Genomic DNA, 17,119 nt, shown 5'->3' on the forward strand with positions numbered 1-17,119 from the left:
CGGTGGCCGCGATGCCCTTGCTGGAAGGCCGTTTCGAGAACCAGGCCCAGGTCGACGCGCAGTACAACCCGGCGCTGCGCATCGCCGACGCAGCCGCCGAGCTGCGTCACCACGCCGAACGCAGCGCGCTGGCGCGGCAGCAGCTCGAAGGCCGGCTGGGCGTGTCCTACGGACCGACGCGGGCCGAGAAGCTGGATGTCTTCCCGGCCCGGCAGCCGGGCTCGCCGGTCTTCGTCTTCATCCACGGCGGCTACTGGCGCGCGCTGTCGGCCGGCGACTTCAGCTACACCGCGCGGGGCCCGCACCGGCGCGGCCATGCGGCGGTGGTGCTGGACTACGCGCTGTGCCCGTGGGTCACGATCGACGAGATCGTGCGCCAGGTGCGGGCCGCGCTGGCCTGGGTCTGGCGCCATGCCGAGACCTTCAACGGCGACCGCGAGCGCATCGTGATCGCCGGCCACTCGGCCGGAGGCCAGCTCGGCGCGATGGCCCTGCACACCGACTGGGCCGGTGACTACGGCCTGCCGGTCGATCCCCTGCGGGCGGCCTGGCTGGCCAGCGGTCTCTACGAGCTGTCGCCGCTGCGCTGGAGCTACCTGCAGCCGCTGATCCAGCTGGACGACCGCACGATCGCCCGGCAGTCGCCGATGCACACGGTGCGGCCCTGCGCCACGCCGCTCAAGCTGGTCTGGGGCGACCTGGAAAGCGAGGAGTTCGCGCGCCAGTCGACCGAACACGCGGCGCGCTGGCAAGCGGCCGGCAACCGGGTCGAGGCCGAGGCGCTGGCCGGCCTGCACCACCATTCGGTCGTGCATGCCCTGGAGGACCCGGACAGCGCCGCCTGTGACTGGCTGGACCGCCAGGCGCGCGCCTGAAACCCGGGGAGGCCGACGGACACGGTCACGTCCGGGGCGGCCGCTGGCCCGCGCTCAGGCCACGCGCTCGATGTCGCCGATGCACCGGCGTCCCTGCGCGAGCCGTTCGGGCGGCCCGTGCCCGTCGCGACACCGCCGCGGTGCTTGCGGCACACTTCCGGCCGAGCTTCGATCCACCGCATCAAGGACCCCGCATGAACCCCGTCACCCTGGGCCGCAGCGAGCTGCGCGTCACCCCGATCTGCCTCGGCACCATGACCTTTGGCGAGCAGGTCGGCGAGGATCTGGCGCACCGCATCATGGACCGCGCGGTCGAGCGCGGCATCAACTTCCTCGACACCGCCGAGATGTACGCGGTGCCGCCCCGGCGCGAGACCTACGGCGCGACCGAGTCCATCATCGGCAACTGGCTGGCGGCCCGTCCGGGGCTGCGCGAGAAGCTGGTCATCGCCACCAAGGTGGCCGGCCCGTCGCGCGGCATGGACTGGATCCGCCATGGCAGCGCGGACCTGACGGCCGACGACATCGTGCAGGCCTGCGAGGCCAGCCTGCGCCGCCTGCGCACCGACGTGATCGACCTCTACCAGATCCACTGGCCGGTGCGCAACGTGCCGATGTTCGGCGCGCTCTACTTCGACCCATCGCGCGAGAAGGCCGGCGCCTCGGTGGAGGTGCAGCTCGAAGCCATGCAGCGCCTGGTGCAGGCCGGCAAGGTCCGCGCCATCGGCCTGAGCAACGAGACGCCGTGGGGCGTCAGCGAGTTCGTCCAGGTGGCCGAGCGGGCCGGCCTGCCGCGCGTCGCGACGGTTCAGAACCCGTACTGCCTGGTCAACCGCGTGGTCGACAACGGCCTGGACGAGGTGATGTGGCGCGAGCAGGTCTCGCTGCTGGCCTATTCGCCGCTGGGCTTTGGCCTGCTGACCGGCAAGTACGACGCGCTGGGGCTGGACGATCCGGACCGGCCGGGCCGGCTGGCGATCTTCGACAGCATGAAGAAGCAGCGCTGGGGCCGCGTCGAGGCGCTCGATGCAGCGCGCCGCTACAACGCGCTGGCACGGGCGCACGGCCTCACGCCGACGCAGCTCGCGCTGGCCTTCTGCTACCGGCGCTGGAGCGTGGCCAGCACCATCATCGGCGTGACCAGCGTGGCCCAGCTCGATGAGGACATCGACGCCTGGGACGTGCCGCTCGACGCCGCCGTCCTGGCCGAGATCGACGCGATCCGCTGGACCTTTCGAGATCCCGGCCAGTGAGCCGCGCCCCGGGCGCATGAACGACAACGGGCCCCCGCGGGGCCCGTTGTCCTGGGTGCCGACCGTGGCCGGTCGTCAGGGAGCGCGCAGGGGCTCGGCCTGCAGCGACGCGATCAGCTTCTTGACCTGGAAGCCCAGCTCGGTGCGGCCGTTGGACAGCACGAAGGTCGGCGTGCCGATCGCGCGGCGCTGCTCGAACTCGGCGCGGCAGGCCGTGTCGGTCTCGATGGTGCACATCTCGAACGGGATCTCGTGCTTCGTCAGCCAGGCGTGCGCGACCTCGCAGACCGTGCAGGTGTTGCTCGACAGCATGCGGATCGTGCCCGGCGCGGCGGCCAGGCTGCGCAGCGTGTCGGCACGCTGGATCTCCAGCACCTTGCGGGCGGCCTGTGCGCTGCCCCAGGACAGGCCGGCAACGAGCACGACGGCGATGAGCGGGTGGCGGCGCAGCCAGGTCGGGACGGTCGAGAGCTTCATGTGTGTGTCAATGCTTGCGGCGGTGGCCGCGATCCTTGTGGTGTCCGCCGGCCGGCGCACGGGGTGAGGACGCGGCGGCGGGGGCCGACTTCTGGCCCAGCTTGCTTTCGGTGCCGGCCATCAGCTTGGCGATGTTGGCCCGGTGACGCCAGACCAGCAGGCCGCTCATCAGCGTGATCGCCAGCGTGGCGCCCGACGGACCCCAGACCACAATGTGCACGATCGGCGCGGCCACGGAAGCCACCAGCGCCGCCAGCGACGAGTAGCGCGTGGCAAACGCCACACCGATCCAGATGGCCAGCACCGCCAGGCCCAGGCCGGCATGCAGGCCCAGCAGCACGCCCGCGGCGGTCGCCACGCCCTTGCCGCCCTGGAAGCGGAAGAACACCGGCCACAGGTGGCCCAGGAAGGCCGCCAGGCCGACCAGCGCGGCGGTGTTGTCGCGCAGGTTCCAGGGCGCGCCGAAGGCCAGCACCAGCAGCACCGGGATCAGGCCCTTGAGCAGGTCGAAGACCAGCGTCAGCACGGCCGCCTTCTTGTTGCCCGAGCGCAGCACGTTGGTCGCGCCGGGGTTGCCCGAGCCGTAGCTGCGCGGGTCGTTCAGGCCCATCACGCGGCTGACGATGACGGCGAAGGACAGCGAGCCGATCAGGTAGGCCGCGACGGTGACGGCAAGGGTGAGCAGGACAGTGGTCATGGGCGAGGTGTCTCGTTCTTGTGGGTCAGGTGAGGGGATGCGGATGTGGCTCAGGTGGCCGACGCGGGATCGATGGCCTCGACCGGGCGGGCCGCCAGCAGCGTCACCAGCACCTGCGGCGCGAGACCGACGAGGTAGCCGCGCCGACCGCCGTTGATGTAGATGACGGGCAGCGCCAGGATGCCCGCCTCGACATAGACCGGCACCACCTTGCGCAAGCCGAAGGGGCTGGTGCCGCCGACCTGGTAGCCGCTGTGGCGCTGGGCCACCTCGGGCGTGCAGGGCTCGACCTTCTTGGCGCCGATCTGGCGGGCCAGGTTCTTGGTGCTGACCTGCCGGTCGCCATGCATCAGCACGACCAGCGGCCGGGCGTCCTGGTCCTGCATGACCAGCGTCTTGACGACCGCATGCTCGGCCACGCCGAGCTGGCGGGCCGACTCGGCGGTGCCGCCGCGGTCGACGTAGTCGTAGGGGTGTTCGGTGAACGCGACGCCGGCCTGCCGCAGCATCTGCGTGGCCGGCGTCTCGCTCACGTGATGGCCCTTCTTCGCCATGCCGTCAGCCCTCCAGCCCGACGGTGGCCAGGTCACCCCGGCCGGCACGCACCAGCACCGGGTCGCCGCCGCAGAGGTCGACCACCGTGGTCGGCTCGGCCGGACAGGGGCCGGCGGCGACGATGACCTGCACCAGGCGCTCGTAGCGCTCGCGGATCTCGTCGCAGTCGTTGAGCGGCTCGGTCTCGCCGGTCGGGATCAGCGTGGTGCCCAGCAGCGGCTGGCCGAGCAGGTCGAGCAGGTCATGCGTGACGCGGTGGTCCGGCACGCGCAGGCCGATGGTGCGTCGCGAAGGGTGCGAGACCCGTCGCGGCACCTCCTTGGTCGCTTCGAGCAGGAAGGTGTAAGGGCCCGGCGTGGCGGCCTTGAGCAGCCGGAACTGGCGGTTGTCGACCTTGGCGTAGCTGGCCAGCTCCGACAGGTCGCGGCACAGCAGCGTCAGGTGGTGCTTGTCGTCGACGCCGCGAATGCGCCGCAGGTTGTCGGCGGCGGCCTTGTCGTCGAGGTGGCAGACCAGCGCGTAGCTGGAGTCCGTCGGGATGGCTGCGATGCCGCCGGCGGCGATGATGGCGACGGCCTGCTTGAGCAGGCGCGGCTGCGGGTTGTCAGGGTGGACGTCGAAGAACTGGGCCATCCCGCAATTGTCGCGCCGTGCCAGCGCACGGCGTTGCGTCGGCGCTTCAGTCGTCGACCGGGTCGTCGTTCAGCGCCGACGGCGGGCCCGAGCGGTGCCGGGTGTTGAGCCAGGCGGTGGTGCCGCCGCAGACGGCGATCACGCCCATGCCGATCCAGCCCCAGCGATCCGGCAGGTCGCCGAACAGCAGCCAGCCGAACAGCGCGGCGTTGGCGATCTGCACGTACATGAAGGGCACCAGCCGCGAGGCCGGCGCGCAGCCCAGCGCCAGGATCAGCAGCAGGTGGCCGCCGGTGCCAAGCAGGCCGATGAGGGCGATCAGCGCACAGGTCAGCGCGGAGGCGTGCAGCAGCAGGCCGTCGACGTCCAGCGGGCTGGCCAGCACCACCGGCAGCAGCAGCAGGGTGCCGACCAGGCCGGTGTAGAAGTGCGTGGTGTACGGGTTCTCCAGCGCGGCCAGCTTGCTGGTCAGCAACTGGAAGCTGGCATAGGTGACCGCGCCGCCCAGCGGCAGCAGCACGGCCCAGCCGAACAGGCTGCTGCCCGGACGCATGACGATCAGCGCACCGGCAAAGGCGCCCAGCACCAGGGACCAGCGCAGCACGCTCACCCGTTCCTTGAGCAGCCAGGCCGCCAGCAGCGTGACCAGCACCGGCGTGAGCATGTTGATCGCGGTGAACTCGGCCACCGGCATGTGCTGGACCGCGACGAAGCTGAAGGCCGAGGTCGCCAGCAGCAGCGCACCCCGGGCGGCCTGGAAGCGTGGATGCGCGGTGCGCATCGCGTCCGGTCCCTGGCGCAGCAGCCAGATCGCCATCACGCCAGCCTGGGTCGCATAGCGCAGCCACAGGATCAGCAGGACCGGCAGGAACCGGCCGGCGTGGCGGACCGCGTTGTCCATCGCCGCGAAGCACAACGTGGCGGCCAGCAGCAGCGAGATGCCCAGCCAGGGGCGCTGGCCAGGCCCGGTGACGGCGTTCAGACCGACTCCGGCCGGGCGATGCGCGCGTCCAGCGCTTCCCAGACCGGCGACAGGCTGCCGGGCAGCCAGGGCAGCTTGCCCAGGTCGATGCGGCTTTCGGTGGGCGAGTGGAAGTCGCTGCCGCGCGAGGCGACCAGGCCCAGTTCGAGCGCCAGGTCGGCGTACTTCTGGTATTCGGCCGTGGTGTGGCTGCCGGTGACGACCTCGACGCCACGCCCGCCATGGCCGATGAACTCGGTGAACAGCGCGTATTCCTCGGTCGGGCTGAAGCGGTAGCGGCCCGGGTGCGCGACCACCGCGATGCCGCCGGCCTCGGTGATCCAGCGCACCGCCTCGCCCAGCGCGGCCCAGCGGTGCGGCACGTAGCCGGGCTTGCCGTCGGTCAGGAAGCGGCGGAAGACCTCGGGCGTGTCCTGGCAGACGCCGGCCTCGACCAGGTAGCGGGCAAAGTGGGTGCGCGAGATCAGGTCCGGGTTGCCGACGAACTTCAGCGCGCCCTCGAAGGCGCCGGGGATGCCGACGGCGGCCAGGCCTGCGGCCATGTCGCGTGCGCGGGCCTCTCGGCCACCACGGGTCTTGCCCAGGCCTTCGACCAGCTGGGGATCTTCCGGATCGAAGCCCAGGCCGACGATGTGCACCGTCTCGCCGCAGAAGCTGACCGAGACCTCGACGCCGCTGAGCCAGGCGATCCCGGCGGCGCGGGCGGCGGCCCTGGCGCGCTGCTGGCCACCGATCTCGTCATGGTCCGTGAGGGCCCACAGTTCGACCCCGTTGGCGGCCGCGCGTGCGGCCAGGGCCTCGGGGCTCAGGGTGCCGTCGGAGACGGTCGAATGGCAGTGCAGGTCGGCGTTGAGGAAGCTCACCGCTCCATTGTAGGAAGGCCGCCTTCCGCACGTGCGGGTTCCCCCGCAGTGCCGGCCCGGGACGTGGGCCCTTCTGCCGCGTTCCGGCCCGTCGTGCCGGCCAGCGCGGGCAACCACTGGCGGGCTTCGGCGGCCGGACGTGGCTTGCTGAAGAAGTAGCCCTGGGCCGACTCGCAGCCCAGCTCGCGCAGGAAGTCCAGCTGTTCCTCGGTCTCGACGCCCTCGGCCACGACGGAGATGCCGAGGTTGCGGCCCATCGAGACCATGGTCTGGACCAGCTGCGCGTCGCTGACGTCACCGGGCAGGTCGCGCACGAAGCCGCGGTCGATCTTGAGCTTGGAGACCGGGAAGCGCTTGAGGTAGGCCAGCGACGAGTAGCCGGTGCCGAAGTCGTCGATCGCCAGCTGCACGCCCAACGAACGCAGCTTGTGCAGGAAGGCTTCGGCGCGCTCGCCCTGTTCCATCAGGCCGGACTCGGTGATCTCCAGCTCGAGCCGATCGGCCGGCAGGCCGCTGGCCTGCAACGCCGCGCGGATGCGTTCGTCGGTCTGGCCACGCCGGACCTCCAGCGGCGACAGGTTGATCGCGATGCGGCCGAAGTCCAGTCCCTCGTCCAGCCAGGCGCGGCCTTGCCGGCAGGCCTCCTGCGTGACCCAGGCGCCCAGCGCGGTGATCTGGCCGGTTTCTTCGAGCACGGGGATGAACTCGGCCGGGCCGACCGGCGGCAGGCCCGGCTGGTTCAGCCGCACCAGCGCCTCCAGCCCGATCAGGCGGCGATCGGCGATGCGGTAGAGCGGCTGGTACCAGAGCTCGAACTCGCGGTGTTCGAGTGCGCGGCGCAGGCGGGTGTCGAGCGCGAGCTTGTTCTGTGCCGCCGCCGTGAGGTTCTCGGTGTAGTAGCGGTAGGTCCCGCGGCCGGCACGCTTGGCCTGGTACATCGCCGCGTCGGCGTCGCGCACCAGCTCGCCGGCCTCGCGGGCGTCCTCGGGATAGACGCTGATGCCGATGCTGGACTGCACGTAGACGTCCTGCCCGGCGATGTGGAAGGGTGCCTCCAGCAGCTGCAGCAGTTCCTGCGCGACCTGGGCCGCGTCGGGCGCCTCGCGCAGCTGTTCCAGGATCAGGATGAACTCGTCGCCGCCGAGCCGTCCGAGCGTGTCCTCGCGCCGGGCCCGCGTCACCAGGCGCTGCGCGACCGCCTCCAGCAGCCGGTCGCCGGCGGCATGGCCGAGGCTGTCGTTGACGGTCTTGAAGTTGTCCAGGTCGATGAACAGCACCGCGACTCGGCGCTGCGAGCGCTCCGCCGCCGCGATGGCGTGGTCGAGCCGGTTGAGCACCAGCAGGCGGTTCGGCAGCTGGGTCAGCGGGTCGAAGTGGGCCAGGTGCTGGAGCTGGGCCTCGGCCTGCTTCTGCGCCGTGATGTCGGTGAAGACGGTGACGTAGTGGGTCGGCTCGCCGGCATCGTTGCGCACCGTGCTGATCGAGGTCCACTGGGTGTAGAGCTCGCCGTTCTTGCGTCGGTTCTGGATCTCGCCCTGCCAGCGGCCCTGCGTCAGCAGGCTTTCCCACAGGGCCGAGAAGAAGGCCGGGTCGTGCCGTCCGGAGGTCAGCAGCTTGGGCGACTGGCCGGCCACGTCCGACTCGGTGTAGCCGGTGATCTCGGTGTAGGCGCGGTTGACCGAGACGATGCGCGGGCGCAGGTCGGTCACCATGACGCCGTCCTGCGTGCTCTCCAGCGCGGCCGCGTGCAGCCGCACGCGGGCCAGCGATTCCTGCAGGCGCGCGTCGCGGCTGAGCCGGACCAGGGCATGCGACAGGTCCATGCCCAGCTCGCGCACCACCTCCAGCTGGTCGGGGTCGTCGCCATCGAGCCTCGGGCCGACCAGCATCAGCACCGCGACCACCGCATCGGCGTTGCGCACCGGCATCGCCAGCAGGTCCAGCGCCTCGCCGGACGGCGTGCGCACGCTGCCCGGCCGCCACTGCGACAGGCCGGTCAGCAGCGCCTGGGCCAGTGCGGCCGCATGGCTGTGCGTGGCCGGGGGCAGCGAGGCCTCGCACAGCGGCAGCAGTTCGACCTCGCCGTGCTGCGAGCGCAGCCGGGGCGGCCGGCTGGCGCTGCTGCCGGCCTCGACCAGCCAGGCCAGCTTCAGCCCGGCTTCGCTGACGGCCACGCGGGTGACGCGGTCGAACAGCTCATGGGCCGAGCGGGCCCAGACGATCGCCTGGTCGACCTGGCTCTTCAAGCGGTGCAGGCGGCTGCGGTCCTGTTCGCGCTGGTCGGCGGCCTGGACGGCCAGGCGACGATCTTCGCCGTCCAGGACCCCATCGGGATCGGCCGGCGCATCGCCTGCAGACCTCGGCGACGTCGCGGCCGATGGGCCGTCGGCTGCCGGATGGGACCGGTCCGGCGAGGGCGTTGGGGACAGCCGATCGAGGCGCTCACCGGGCGCCGGCGCGACCGCGTCGTCTCTGCCCGCACGCCGGAGCGCCAGGTGCCAGACCAGCAGCCCCGACACCAGCGCGGACAGCAGCAGCACGAGGCTGGTCTGGCGTTGCCGCGCGGCGACGGTGCGCGCCATCAGCAGGTGCTCGGTCCGCTCCAGCTCCATCGCCATGGCCGTCAGCTCGCGCTGGTTGGCCAGCAACTGCAGACCGGGCAACCAGTCGGTCGGACCCTGCACGAGCTGGCTGCGCAGCTGCTGCACGCCATCGCGGAAGCGCCGTGCCGCCGCCGCGACGGCATGGGCGGTGTGTGCGTCGAGCGCCAGGGATTCGGCCACGCGCTGCCAGGTGTCGAGCATCACCAGTGCGGTCTGCAGCTCGGCCACTGGCAGGCCACGCGCGCTCTCCTGCCGATCCGGCCGGTTGACACCGGCGTCGACGATGTCGTGTGCTTCCAGGGCCGGCGCGGCGTCTGCCGATGCGGCCAAGGGCGGCGCCGCCAGGACCGCCGGCCCGGCCGACGGCGAGCCGTGCGCGACGAAGTTCTCGCGCATCTGGCTGTGCGCCTGTTCGAGGTGGCGCAGCGTCTCGCCGAGCGCGTCCTCCAGCAGGTGCATGCGCTCGAAATGGCGGCTCCAGGCGTGGTGGGTCCAGGCAATCCCGCCCAGCCCGACCAGCACGCTGGCCAGCACCAGCGGCAGCAGGGGCAGGCTGGCAACCCAGGTCGACAGTCGACGGGTCCAGCGCCGGCGCGGCCGGGGAGGCTGGCTCACGGCTGGCTCCCGGCACGTTCCTGGCCATCACCCGCCGCGCGCAGATCGCGCAGGCCGATGGCCTGGGCCTTGGCGGGCGCGTCGACGTGGCGGGCGGCGGCCTCGACTTCCTCCTGGGTGTAGCCCAGCCGCTGCACCAGCTTCAGGTGCGACGGGCTGCCCAGGTAGCGGCCCAGCGCGGCATCGAAGGCCGGCAGGCGCGGGTCGCCTTGCCGCCAGGCGAAGGCGCTCAGGCCGGGCTCCGCGTCGTCGCCCAGGTCGGTCGGCACGATCAGTTCGACATCGGCGTTCTGGCGGGCCAGGTGGCGCAGCGACGGGGCCGACAGCGCGAAGGCCGCGACGGTGCCGTTGCGCAGCAGTGCGAGCGCGTCCTGCGGTTCGGCCACCCGCACCAGCCGGTGCGCCGCGATGCCGTGGCGGCGGGCCTGGCGCGACTCGGCCGCGCCTTCGAGCACCGCCAGCTTCAGGTCGCTGTCGCCGGACCAGTCCGACAGCGCGTGGACCCGCTGCGGGTTGCCGCGCGCGACCAGCAGCGCCGTGCCCACGGCCAGCGTCGGCCGGCTGAAGGCCACGCGGCGGCTGCGTTCGGGGGTGATGAACAGGCCGGCGGCGATGACGTCGATCCGGCCCAATTCGAGCTGGTGGATCAGGCGCGCGAAGGGCACCCGGACCCAGACCGGCTCCGGCTCGCCGATCGAGCGCAGCGTGGCCCGCAGCACCTCGGCCGACTCGCCGCCGACGCGGCCTTGCGCGTCCAGTTCGACATAGGGCGGCTCGACGGCATAGCCGACCCGCAGCGGCAGGTCGTGCACGCTGTCCTCGGCATCGGTGCGGGTCTGCCAGATCAGGCCGAGCGCCAGCAAGGTGCTCGCGACCAGCAACAGTCCCAGCCATGTGACCGGCCTCTTCAACATCCCTGAATCCATCGCTGCGGCCCGTGTCCGGCTGACATGTCCTTGTAGGTCCGGAGATTGTGGTGGACCGGATGCTGTCGATGGTTCAGCGACTGTGCCCGACCGGGGATATTGCGCACCGCAGGCCCGCTTGAGAACTGTATATTCATACAGTCATGATCTGACTGGAGCGTCCGATGACGCGCGACGTTTGTGTGCCTGATCCCGCCCCCGACGAACAGGGGCGCGCCGATGGGCTTGATGCGATCGGCCAGCCGACACCGCTGCCGATTCCCCAGCCGCTGGTCCGTGGCCGTGGCACCGGCTGGCGCATCGCCCACCGCTTCGAGACCGACCGCCGCGAGCGTACCGACGACGGCTGGCCGGGCGAGGCAGAGGCGGCGCCGGCCGACGCCGGCGACGGGCCGCAGCGCGGCCCCGCGACCAGCGTGCGCTTCGAGCAGGCCGGCCGCATCCTCAGCCGCAACGACTCGCCCGACGTGCCCTTCGACCTGGCGATCAACCCCTACCGCGGCTGCGAGCACGGTTGCATCTACTGCTATGCCCGGCCGACGCACAGCTACCTGAACCTGTCGCCCGGCCTGGACTTCGAGACCCGGCTGGTCGCCAAGGTCAACGCGGCCGAGCGATTGCGCGCCGAGCTGGCGCGACCGGGCTACCGGCCCAGCCCGATCAACATCGGCTCGGCCACCGACGCCTACCAGCCCATCGAACGCTCGCAGCGGCTGACGCGTGCGCTGCTGGAGGTGCTCGACGAGACCCGGCATCCGGCCACCCTGGTCACCAAGTCCGGCGGCATCGTGCGCGACCTCGACCTGCTCGCGCGCATGGCGGCGCGCCAGCAGGTGCTGGTGTTCGTCAGCGTGACCTCGCTGGACGCACGCCTGTCGGCCCGGCTGGAGCCGCGCGCGGCGGCCCCGGCGCGGCGGCTGGCCGCCATCCGGGCGCTGGCCGACGCGGGCGTGTGGGTCGGCGTCAACGTCGCGCCGCTGATCCCTTTCGTCAACGAGCCCGAGATCGAACGCATCCTCGAAGCCGCCGCCGAGGCCGGCGCGCGCAGCGCCCACTGGACCGTGGTGCGGCTGCCCTGGGAGGTCGCGCCGCTGTTCCGCGACTGGCTGCAGGCGCATTTCCCGGACCGTGCCGATCGCGTCATGGCCCGCATCCGCGACATGAGGGGCGGGCGCGACTACGAGGCCGATTTCGCCACCCGCATGAAGGGCCAGGGCGCCTGGGCGGCGCTGTTGCGCCAGCGGGTCGAGAAGGGTGCCGCGCGGGTCGGCCTGGTGCGGCAGACGCCGGTGCTGGACGTCAGCGCCTTCGTGCCGCCGCCGAAACCCGTGACGAGGCCCCTGACGCAGCGCGTCGAAGCCACGGCAGGTGACGCAACGGGCCACGCTGGCGGGGGGCGGGACGATCCGCAGCATGAACTGTTCTGAGCCCGGCGATCAGGCTGCGGAGGCCGTCGGCGGCGCACCCAGGCCGTCGGCGTCGCCTGCATCGTTGACCGCATCCAGCCGGGTCCGGCCGGCCGACGACTCGACCTTGACGACCCGATCCAGCCGCAAGGCCAGGCCGCCCGGGCTGCGGCCGTTGTCGTTCAGGCTGATGCGCGTGCCCTTGGCGCAGTGCTGCTCCAGCATGCCTTCGACCTCGGCGCGCAACTCGGCATGGTCCGGGATGCGGCTCTCGTAGCGCTGCAGCACCTTCGCGGCCAGCTCCAGCAGCTTGGCGTTGAGCGTCTTGCGACCCTGGCCGATGAGGGTGCGCACGGCGGCATCGGGCGCGCCCTTGATGCTGTGGTTCATGGCCTGCTCGGCAGCGGTCGTGATCGCCTGATAGGCCGCGGCGATCAGGCCCTGGGTGGTCTCGTCGCCCCGTGTGGCCGCCGTCAGCAGGTCGACCGCCGCCTTCGAGACGCAGAAGCGCAGCGCGATGTCGCGGAACCAGTCCTCGGCCTGCGGCAGCTGCACCTCGGTGCGGCCCAGCAGCGAGAGCAGCGCGATCAGGTTGGTGGCGGCCTCGAAGTCGAAGTCCTCGTCGCGGATCTCGCCCGCCAGGTCACGGATGCGCTCGACCACCACGCCGATGCGGCGCTCGCCGAGGGCGCGCAGCACGTTGAGCATGTCGCGCATGCGGGTGAGCCGGCGGCTGTCCGGGTTCTTCTCGACCAGGTGATCGAGGTTGCCCGCGACGCGCTGGAAGGCCCTCGGGTCGGACGAGTCGAAGCGCATCAGCGCCAGCAGCAGCAGCGACTCGGCGTCGAACATCTTGCTCGACAGGCCGGTCACCATCGCGCGCTCCAGCGCCTTCATCGCCTCGGGCCATTCGCCGACGAAGAATCCCAGCGTGCCGAGCTTCTGCAGCCGCGTGATGCTGGCCGGCGTGATCTCGCAGGCGCGCCGGTAGGTGGCCAGCGCCTGGCCCAGGTCGCCCTGTTCGACCTGCACCCGGCCCATCACGTCGTAGGCATCGGCGAAGCCGGTGTTGGCGCTGATCAGGTTCTCCAGCGTGCGGCGGGCCTGGTGCGGCGTGCCGCCTTCCATCTCGGCGCGGGCGATGCCCAGGCGCGCCCAGGGCAGGGCGCGGGTCGCGCGGATGGCCTCGAAGACCGCGCGCGCGTCGTCATGCCGGTTCAACCGCAGCAGCAGCTCCGCGCCGATGCGCGCGGCGTAGAGCCAGAACTCGCCGCGCGAGTCGAAGCGGGCCATGCAGTGCACGGTGGCGTCGTCCAGCCGGCCCTGCTCGATGGCGTCGAAGATGGGCTTGAGCACGCGCTTGCGGTGGCGCGCCTGGCGCACCCGCTCGCGCAGCGCCTCGGCGTTGTGCGGCTTGAGCAGGTAGCTGTCCAGCGCCGATTCGGCCGCCTCGGCGACCTTGGCGTAGGTGGCCTCGCCGGTGACCATGACGAACACGGTCGAGAACGGCAGCAGCTGCGAGCGGCGCAGCTCGTCGAGCAGCTCCTGCCCGTTCATGGCCTGCTGGTCGAAGTACTGCTCGCAGATCACCACGTCGTACATGCGGTGTTCCAGCAGCCGCCGGGCGTCGACCGTGCGGGCGCACTGGTTGACCACGCCGACGCCCATCTCGCGCAGCATGCCCACCAGCGTGCTGCGAGACGTCACGTTGGCGTCGACGACGAGGGCTCGGCAGGTCTGCAGGTCGGGATCGGCTCTTGTCATGTCGGGCGATGCGGCTGGTTGGGCGGACAAGGCGTCCCCGTGTCGGGACGTCGTTCAGGCCCTTGCGAGATCGGCCGCGGAATTGCCGACTTGAGCGCCGGGCATGAAAAAGGCCGCACGAGGCGGCCTTCTGCACGGTGGGCTGCCGGGGCGGACCCCGGCGCGGGCTCACTTGAACAGGTCCTTGACCCGGTCGGTCCAGCTCTTGGCGTTGGGCGAATGCTTGTCGCCGCCCTTGCGGAAGGAGTCGTCGAGCTCCTTGAGCAGCTTGCGCTGGTGCTCGGTCAGCTTGACCGGCGTCTCCACCGAGATGTGGCAGTACAGGTCGCCCGGGTAGCTCGAGCGGATGCCCTTGATGCCCTTGCCGCGCAGGCGGAAGGTCTTGCCATGCTGGGTCCCCTCGGGCAGCTCGATCTCGGCCGAGCCATTGAGCGTCGGCACCTCGATGCTGCCGCCCAGCGCCACCGTCGTCAGCGGCACCGGCACGGTGCAGTGCAGGTCGTCGCCGTCGCGCTCGAAGATCTCGTGCTGCTTGATGCGGATCTCGACGTACAGGTCGCCGGCCGGACCGCCGTGCGTGCCCGGCTCGCCGTGGCCGCGCAGGGCGATGCGCTGGCCCTCGTTGATGCCGGCGGGGATCTTCACCTCCAGCGTCTTCTGCTTCTTGAGCTTGCCCGCGCCGTTGCAGGTGGTGCAGGGGTCCGGGATGATCTTGCCGCTGCCGTGGCAGTGCGGGCAGGTCTGCTGGATGCTGAAGAAGCCCTGGCGCATGTGGACGGTGCCCGAGCCGTGGCAGGTCGTGCAGGTCTTGGCGCTGGTGCCGGGCTTGGCACCGCTGCCGTGGCAGGTGTCGCACTCTTCCCAGGTGGGGATGCGGATCTGGCTTTCCTTGCCGTGGGCCGCTTCCTCGAGCGTGATCTCCATCGCGTAGGACAGGTCCGCGCCGCGGTAGACCTGCTGGCCGCCACGACGGCCGCCGCCGCCCTGCTGGCCGAAGATGTCGCCGAAGATGTCCCCGAAGGCCTCGGCGAAGCCGCCATAGCCTTCCTGGCCCGGCCGGAAGCCCGCGCCGCCCGCATTCGGGTCGACGCCGGCATGGCCGAACTGGTCGTAGGCCTGGCGCTTCTGCGCGTCCGAGAGCATCTCGTAGGCCTCCTTGACCTCCTTGAACTTCTCCTCGGCTTCCTTGGCCCCGTCGCCCTGGTTGCGGTCGGGGTGGAACTTCATGGCCAGCTTGCGGTAGGCCTTCTTGATCTCGTCCTCGGTGGCGTTCTTGGCCAATCCGAGAACCTCGTAGTAGTCGCGCTTTGCCATGGGCGTGCTGCCTGCTGGTCGCCACGGGCCGGGGGCCGGCGCCGAGCTTGTCGTCGATGGTGGATGCGGGAACGCCGCGCCGGGTCGCAGAACGGTCTGCGGCCCTGACGCGGCGGTGCTTCAGGACGGCCTTGCGGCCGTCTCGGGCCGGGCCGGAATCAGCCCTTCTTGACTTCCTTGAACTCGGCGTCGACCACGTCGGCGTCATCGGCCTTGGCAGAGCCGCTGGCCGCGCCCGGAGCCTGGCCCTCGGCTGCGCCGCCGGCCGCCGCCTGCTGGGCCTGCATGTCGGCATAGACCTTCTCGCCGAGCTTCTGGCTGGCCGTCATCAGCGCGTTGGTGCGCGACTCGATGGCGTCCTTGTCCTCGCCCTTCAGGACCTCTTCCAGTTCCTTGATGGCCAGCTCGATCTTGTCCTTTTCGCCGGCCTCAAGCTTGTCGCCGTGCTCGGTCAGCGACTTGCGCACCGAGTGCACCATCGCGTCACCCTGGTTGCGGGCCTGGATGACCTCGAGCTTCTTCTTGTCCTCGGCCGCATTGGCCTCGGCATCGCGCACCATCTTCTGGATCTCGTCCTCGGACAGGCCCGAGTTCGCCTTGATGGTGATCTTGTTTTCCTTGCCGGTCGCCTTGTCCTTGGCGCCGACGTGCAGGATGCCGTTGGCGTCGATGTCGAAGGTCACCTCGATCTGCGGCGTGCCACGCGCAGCCGGCGGGATGCCCTCGAGGTTGAACTCGCCCAGGCTCTTGTTGCCGGCGGCCATCTCGCGCTCGCCCTGGTAGACCTTGATCGTCACGGCCGGCTGGTTGTCGTCGGCCGTCGAGAAGGTCTGCGAGAACTTGGTCGGGATGGTCGTGTTCTTGGCGATCATCTTGGTCATCACGCCGCCCAGGGTCTCGATGCCCAGGCTCAGCGGGGTGACGTCGAGCAGCAGCACGTCCTTGCGCTCGCCGCCCAGGACCTGGCCCTGGATGGCGGCGCCGACGGCCACGGCCTCATCGGGGTTGACGTCCTTGCGCGGCTCCTTGCCGAAGAACTCCTTGACCTTGTCCTGCACCTTGGGCATGCGGGTCATGCCGCCGACCAGGATGACGTCGTCGATCTGGCTGGCGCTGACGCCGGCATCCTTCATCGCGGTGCGGCAGGGCGCGATCGTGCGCTCGATCAGCTCCTCGACCAGCGACTCCAGCTTGGCCCGGTTGAGCTTGACGTTGAGGTGCTTCGGGCCGGTTGCGTCGGCCGTGATGTAGGGCAGGTTGACGTCGGTCGAGGCCGACGACGACAGCTCGATCTTGGCCTTCTCGGCGGCTTCCTTCAGGCGCTGCAGGGCCAGCACGTCCTTGGTCAGGTCGACGCCCTGTTCCTTCTTGAACTCGCCGATGATGAAGTCGATGATGCGCTGGTCGAAGTCCTCGCCGCCCAGGAAGGTGTCGCCGTTGGTCGACAGCACCTCGAACTGCATCTCGCCGTCGACGTCCGCGATCTCGATGATCGAGATGTCGAAGGTGCCGCCGCCCAGGTCATAGACGGCGATCTTGCGGTCGCCCTTGCCGTGCTTGTCCAGGCCGAAGGCAAGGGCCGCGGCGGTCGGCTCGTTGATGATGCGCTTGACGTCCAGACCGGCGATGCGGCCGGCGTCCTTGGTGGCCTGGCGCTGGCTGTCGTTGAAGTAGGCCGGCACCGTGATGACGGCCTCGGTCACTTCCTCGCCGAGGTAGTCCTCGGCGGTCTTCTTCATCTTGCGCAGGACCTCGGCGCTGATCTGCGGCGGCGCGAGCTTCTTGCCGCGCACCTCGATCCAGGCGTCGCCGTTGTCGGCTGCCGAGATCTTGTAGGGCATCAGGTCGATGTCCTTCTGCACTTCCTTCTCGGTGAACTTGCGGCCGATCAGGCGCTTGGCGGCGTAGACCGTGTTCTTCGGGTTGGTCACCGCCTGGCGCTTGGCCGAAGCACCGACGAGGATCTCGCCGTCCTCCTGGTACGCGATGATCGAAGGCGTCGTGCGCGCGCCTTCGCTGTTCTCGATCACCTTGGTGCTGTTGCCTTCCATGATGGCCACGCAGCTGTTGGTGGTGCCGAGGTCGATGCCGATGATCTTGCCCATGTGAGTTCTCCGGGAATGCGTTGCGTTGTCGTTGATCTGTGGCTGGCGCCG

14 protein-coding genes are annotated in these 17,119 nt (G+C 70.8%); 3 read left to right on the forward strand and 11 right to left on the reverse strand.

Translation table 11 applies throughout. The annotated features are described in order from the left end of the window. Positions 1-11: 11 nt before the first annotated feature. Positions 12-875, forward strand: coding sequence for an alpha/beta hydrolase (locus Q8X39_RS01040; protein ID WP_305747773.1), 864 nt, complete (start codon positions 12-14; stop codon positions 873-875). Positions 876-1,069: 194 nt separating this feature from the next. Then, on the forward strand, positions 1,070-2,128 hold the full coding sequence (locus Q8X39_RS01045) for an aldo/keto reductase (RefSeq protein WP_305747774.1): 1,059 nt from the start codon (positions 1,070-1,072) through the stop codon (positions 2,126-2,128). A gap of 75 nt (positions 2,129-2,203) precedes the next feature. On the opposite strand, the gene Q8X39_RS01050 is transcribed toward Q8X39_RS01045, so the two are convergent. The 8 genes from Q8X39_RS01050 to Q8X39_RS01085 are packed head-to-tail and all read right to left on the reverse strand — an operon-like array spanning position 2,204 to position 10,467. Further along, entirely contained in the window at positions 2,204-2,605 is a 402-nt protein-coding gene (locus tag Q8X39_RS01050) for a glutaredoxin family protein (RefSeq protein ID WP_305747775.1), read from the reverse strand. 7 nt (positions 2,606-2,612) lie between these two features. After that, positions 2,613-3,302 carry a glycerol-3-phosphate 1-O-acyltransferase PlsY gene (gene plsY, locus Q8X39_RS01055; RefSeq protein ID WP_305747776.1) on the reverse strand — a complete coding sequence of 230 codons (690 nt, stop codon included), beginning with the start codon at positions 3,300-3,302 and terminating at the stop codon, positions 2,613-2,615. Between the two features lie 50 nt (positions 3,303-3,352). Further along, entirely contained in the window at positions 3,353-3,856 is a 504-nt protein-coding gene (ybaK, locus tag Q8X39_RS01060; RefSeq protein ID WP_305747777.1) for a Cys-tRNA(Pro) deacylase, read from the reverse strand. 4 nt (positions 3,857-3,860) lie between these two features. Beyond that, on the reverse strand, positions 3,861-4,490 hold the full coding sequence (locus Q8X39_RS01065; RefSeq protein ID WP_305747778.1) for an L-threonylcarbamoyladenylate synthase: 630 nt from the start codon (positions 4,488-4,490) through the stop codon (positions 3,861-3,863). A 46-nt stretch (positions 4,491-4,536) separates the two neighbouring features. Then, positions 4,537-5,514 (reverse strand): DMT family transporter, encoded by a 978-nt coding sequence (locus Q8X39_RS01070; protein ID WP_407067953.1) that lies wholly within the window; start codon positions 5,512-5,514, stop codon positions 4,537-4,539. Then, positions 5,469-6,335, reverse strand: a complete 867-nt coding sequence (locus tag Q8X39_RS01075; RefSeq protein ID WP_305747779.1) for a 3',5'-nucleoside bisphosphate phosphatase — start codon at positions 6,333-6,335, stop codon at positions 5,469-5,471. Before Q8X39_RS01075 ends, Q8X39_RS01070 begins: the two co-directional genes overlap by 46 nt. Beyond that, positions 6,332-9,553, reverse strand: coding sequence for a putative bifunctional diguanylate cyclase/phosphodiesterase (locus tag Q8X39_RS01080; RefSeq protein ID WP_305747780.1), 3,222 nt, complete (start codon positions 9,551-9,553; stop codon positions 6,332-6,334). The genes Q8X39_RS01075 and Q8X39_RS01080 overlap by 4 nt, the downstream gene beginning before the upstream one ends. Next, positions 9,550-10,467: a transporter substrate-binding domain-containing protein gene (locus Q8X39_RS01085; protein ID WP_305747781.1), complete on the reverse strand. Its 918-nt coding sequence runs from the start codon at positions 10,465-10,467 to the stop codon at positions 9,550-9,552. The genes Q8X39_RS01080 and Q8X39_RS01085 overlap by 4 nt, the downstream gene beginning before the upstream one ends. 176 nt (positions 10,468-10,643) lie before the next feature. On the opposite strand from Q8X39_RS01085, the gene Q8X39_RS01090 reads away from it, so the two are divergent. Beyond that, positions 10,644-11,906: a PA0069 family radical SAM protein gene (locus Q8X39_RS01090; RefSeq protein WP_305747782.1), complete on the forward strand. Its 1,263-nt coding sequence runs from the start codon at positions 10,644-10,646 to the stop codon at positions 11,904-11,906. Positions 11,907-11,915: 9 nt separating this feature from the next. Here Q8X39_RS01090 and Q8X39_RS01095 read toward each other — a convergent pair whose 3' ends face one another. From Q8X39_RS01095 to dnaK, 3 genes are all read right to left on the reverse strand, one after another. Further along, positions 11,916-13,649: a response regulator gene (locus tag Q8X39_RS01095; RefSeq protein WP_305747783.1), complete on the reverse strand. Its 1,734-nt coding sequence runs from the start codon at positions 13,647-13,649 to the stop codon at positions 11,916-11,918. A gap of 168 nt (positions 13,650-13,817) precedes the next feature. Next, complete coding sequence (gene dnaJ, locus Q8X39_RS01100) at positions 13,818-14,963, reverse strand: molecular chaperone DnaJ (RefSeq protein WP_305747784.1); 1,146 nt, start codon at positions 14,961-14,963, stop codon at positions 13,818-13,820. Between the two features lie 158 nt (positions 14,964-15,121). Continuing rightward, positions 15,122-17,104 carry a molecular chaperone DnaK gene (gene dnaK / locus Q8X39_RS01105; RefSeq protein ID WP_305748249.1) on the reverse strand — a complete coding sequence of 661 codons (1,983 nt, stop codon included), beginning with the start codon at positions 17,102-17,104 and terminating at the stop codon, positions 15,122-15,124. Between the last annotated feature and the right edge of the window lie 15 nt (positions 17,105-17,119).

The organism is Leptothrix discophora, from assembly GCF_030705305.1.
Classification (GTDB): Bacteria; Pseudomonadota; Gammaproteobacteria; order Burkholderiales; family Burkholderiaceae_C; genus Sphaerotilus; species Sphaerotilus discophorus.